The sequence below is a fragment of the Oligoflexia bacterium genome, assembly GCA_035326705.1.
GTDB lineage: Bacteria > Bdellovibrionota_G > JALEGL01 > JALEGL01 > JALEGL01 > JALEGL01.
Genome location: DAOLES010000010.1, coordinates 58,258 through 61,383 on the forward strand (window position 1 = coordinate 58,258; position 3,126 = coordinate 61,383).

At 39.6% G+C, this 3,126-nt stretch carries 4 protein-coding genes and 1 tRNA gene; all 5 read right to left on the reverse strand.

The features are described 5' to 3' along the window. Positions 1-277: 277 nt before the first annotated feature. Positions 278-754, reverse strand: coding sequence for a nucleoside deaminase (locus PKC21_10335; GenBank protein ID HMR25738.1), 477 nt, complete (start codon positions 752-754; stop codon positions 278-280). A 43-nt stretch (positions 755-797) separates the two neighbouring features. Further along, on the reverse strand, positions 798-1,040 hold the full coding sequence (locus PKC21_10340; protein ID HMR25739.1) for a zinc ribbon domain-containing protein: 243 nt from the start codon (positions 1,038-1,040) through the stop codon (positions 798-800). Positions 1,041-1,420: 380 nt separating this feature from the next. Further along, positions 1,421-1,497 (reverse strand) — tRNA-Pro (locus PKC21_10345). Positions 1,498-1,579: 82 nt separating this feature from the next. Further along, positions 1,580-2,185 carry an RdgB/HAM1 family non-canonical purine NTP pyrophosphatase gene (rdgB, locus tag PKC21_10350; protein HMR25740.1) on the reverse strand — a complete coding sequence of 202 codons (606 nt, stop codon included), beginning with the start codon at positions 2,183-2,185 and terminating at the stop codon, positions 1,580-1,582. Beyond that, entirely contained in the window at positions 2,182-2,895 is a 714-nt protein-coding gene (gene rph / locus PKC21_10355; GenBank protein HMR25741.1) for a ribonuclease PH, read from the reverse strand. Before rph ends, rdgB begins: the two co-directional genes overlap by 4 nt. Positions 2,896-3,126: the final 231 nt, after the last annotated feature.

Sequence of the window (3,126 nt, forward strand, 5' to 3'; positions counted from 1 at the left end):
CGTGGTTTTTGTTTGCTATCCCTTTGCGCAAAAACCAATATAAAATTGGTTTTTTCCAATCTAAAGCAAAACTCTGCCTTCTTTATCTAGAGCGTTTTAAAAACACCCACTCAAAAAAGGAAACTCACATATCCCCTGCAAACAAAAAATATGGTTTTGTTTGCCCACTCTTTGCGAAAGAATCAACATGTAATCAATCCTTATAATCAAAGTTTAGTCACCATCTTAAATGGTACTGCTCCTAGTCCATCAATGTCAAGAAAATCAGTGACTTATATTAGAGTTTTTTTCTCTTGTTTTTAAAAAACTGCTTCAACATGTTTTCTGTTTCAGCACGCAACAACCCGCAACTAAAGCTTACAGAATGGTTCACGCCCAATTTAACAGCATTTTCCTCAACAAAGCTTAAAGCCCCACCTTTTGGGTTTTCAACCGAAAACACAACTCTTGCAATTCTACTTTGATAGATAAGTCCCGAACACATCAAACATGGTTCAACACTGACATATAACGTTGCATCATTTAAACGCCATGTACTAAACTTACGACAGGCCTGATCAATTACATTAAACTCTGCATGATCGTGCGGCAATTGAGTTTTTTGTCTTTGATTGAAGGATTCAAACACTTGATCTTGATAGAGCAGTACAGCTGCTATAGGCACTTCATCTTGACTAAAAGCTTTTTGCGCCAAGGCATAAACTTTTTGCATGTAAAAAAGATCTTGTTCTTCTAAAGAAATGAGGTTGTTCATCTTTCACATCAGCACCTTTTATAAACTTAAAAACACTTCAGCGCTATTGCCGTGTTTTCCAATAAGGTGCAAAACCAATCATCCAAGAAAAAAACTTAGCTTTATATTTGTTCATGTTTTTTAAAAGCATTCCTTGATACGCTTTTTCTTTAAATTCTTTTAAAGTCATCCCCTCGGCCAAAAGGCGACCATCAACATAACAATAACTACAGTAAATATCTGAACCACTTTCTTTTAAATCTTGTTTCAGTGGCATAAAACAACAGGCACAGTTTTTTGCTTTCATGTAAATTTAATTACCAGCTAGAATGATGAAAAGAAAGTTTTTCAAAAAATAAGTATACTCCCCATTGAATAGAATAGAACAAGAGGGATTCTCCCTCTAAAAAAAGATGGTCGGGGCGATTGGATTCGGCCAACACCTTAGGTGTTGCCATAAGTTAAACTAATTCTTCGCTACGCCTTCGGCTTGCTCATCATAAGTTTAGCTTTAAACCAACGACATACAAATACTAGTTTTAAGGAAGCAAGGCTTTATGCCGTGGCTGACCGCAAAGGGTGAACAAACAAAAACCACGCTTTTTGTTTGTGAGGGGGCTTTGCATAAGAAATTGTAAGACACTCAGTCTAACAATTTCTAAAAAGCGTTTTTCCCTCTAAAAAAGATGGTCGGGGCGATTGGATTCGAACCAACGACCCCCTGCTCCCAAAGCAGGTGCGCTACCAGGCTGCGCTACGCCCCGACATTTATGACAGTCTTCCTGACCGATAAAGAGCACATTATTTAGAGTGCCTGACAAAAAAAGTCAACCTAATATCGCATTATCATAGGATACTTTGTAATTTTTGACTCAAGGCCTGAAACGCTAGCGAACGATGATCCAAACTGAGTTTTTCTTCCATACCCATCTCAGCCAAAGTTTTTTTACTTTGCTCAACACAAAACAAAGGGTTGTAGCCAAAGCCTTGACTTCCTCTTGGCTGAGCAACAATATAGCCGTGCAGCTCACCTTCTGCTGTTAATAGCTGCTCGGTTAAGGGGTTAAAATACGCTAAAACACAAACAAACTTTGCTTTAGGTTCTATGAGCTGTTTGCTTTTAATTTCTTGCAATAACTTTGCATTATTTTCTGCATCTGTGGCATCAGGACCAGCATAGCGTGCAGAATACAAGCCCGGCTCACCTGCCAAGGCTTCAACCATTAGGCCTGAATCATCTGAAAGACAAGGTCTTTTTAGCCAACGTGCATAAGCCTTGGCTTTGATGCTGGCGTTTTCTAAAAAAGTGCTACCATTTTCAATTACATCAGGCACAGGCTCTTGTGTGGCTTCCTTGATGGAATAAAAAGAAAGCTGTGGACAGAACTGCTCAGCCAAATACTGAAACTCTTTCAGCTTTCCTTGATTTTGCGTGGCAATACAGATGTTCATGCTATTTCTATGGCTTGGCTTTGTTTGCTTACAATTTGCTTTATTGCTTCATAGCCTTGGCCCAACATGGCTTGGGTTTGTTCAAAGCTAAACGTGCCTCTTTCTGCCGTGCCTTGAATTTCTACCAATGACCCATTGCCCAAGAAAACCAAATTCATATCTACATCACAGGTAGAATCTAAATCATAATCTAAATCGGTATACACTTTATCGTCTTTAAGGCCCATGCTGATTCCCGCAACATGTGAGCGAATGGGATTATGCTCAACCTTGCCATTTTGCATCAGTTTTTTTATAGCAATGGACATGGCTACAAAGCCACCGTTGATAGAGGCAATGCGCGTTCCACCATCCGCTTGCAACACATCACAATCCACAGTGATGGTTCTTTCACCCAATAAACTCTCATCAATACAAGCTCGCAATGAACGGCCAATCAAACGTTGAATTTCCTGGGTTCTTCCACTTTGTTGGCCTGATTTTGCTTCCCGCTTAGAACGAGTATGCGTTGATGCTGGTAACATACAATACTCTGCGGTCACCCAGCCTTTGCCTTTTCTTTCCATAAATGGAGGTACTTTTTCTTCCACCGATGCGGTACACAATACCCAAGTTTGACCCATCTTGATCAAACATGAACCCATGGGGTTATGAATATAATTTGGAATAATTTCTATTGAACGCAGTTCGTTTGTTTTTCTTTGTGGCATAGAGCCCTTGTAACCCAAGACCGTCACAGATCAACTTTTTTCAGTAATTCACTCTAAAAGGTAAAAAATAAAAAAAGTAGCCGGTATCTTTCAGTACCTTGAATCCATTATTTCGTAGACTAAAGAAATTATCTTTACAAATGAAGTGATTATTTGTACCTATGCTTCTCACATGCACCCGTAGCTCAGCTGGATAGAGCACCAGACTACGAATCTGGGGGTCGGGCGTTC

What these genes read in the sequence shown, in the direction of transcription:
- PKC21_10335 (HMR25738.1), bottom strand. Translation starts at nt 754, where the DNA reads ATGAACAACCTCATTTCTTTAGAAGAACAAGATCTTTTTTACATGCAA.
- PKC21_10340 (HMR25739.1), bottom strand. Translation starts at nt 1,040, where the DNA reads ATGAAAGCAAAAAACTGTGCCTGTTGTTTTATGCCACTGAAACAAGAT.
- rdgB (HMR25740.1), bottom strand. Translation starts at nt 2,185, where the DNA reads ATGAACATCTGTATTGCCACGCAAAATCAAGGAAAGCTGAAAGAGTTT.
- rph (HMR25741.1), bottom strand. Translation starts at nt 2,895, where the DNA reads ATGCCACAAAGAAAAACAAACGAACTGCGTTCAATAGAAATTATTCCA.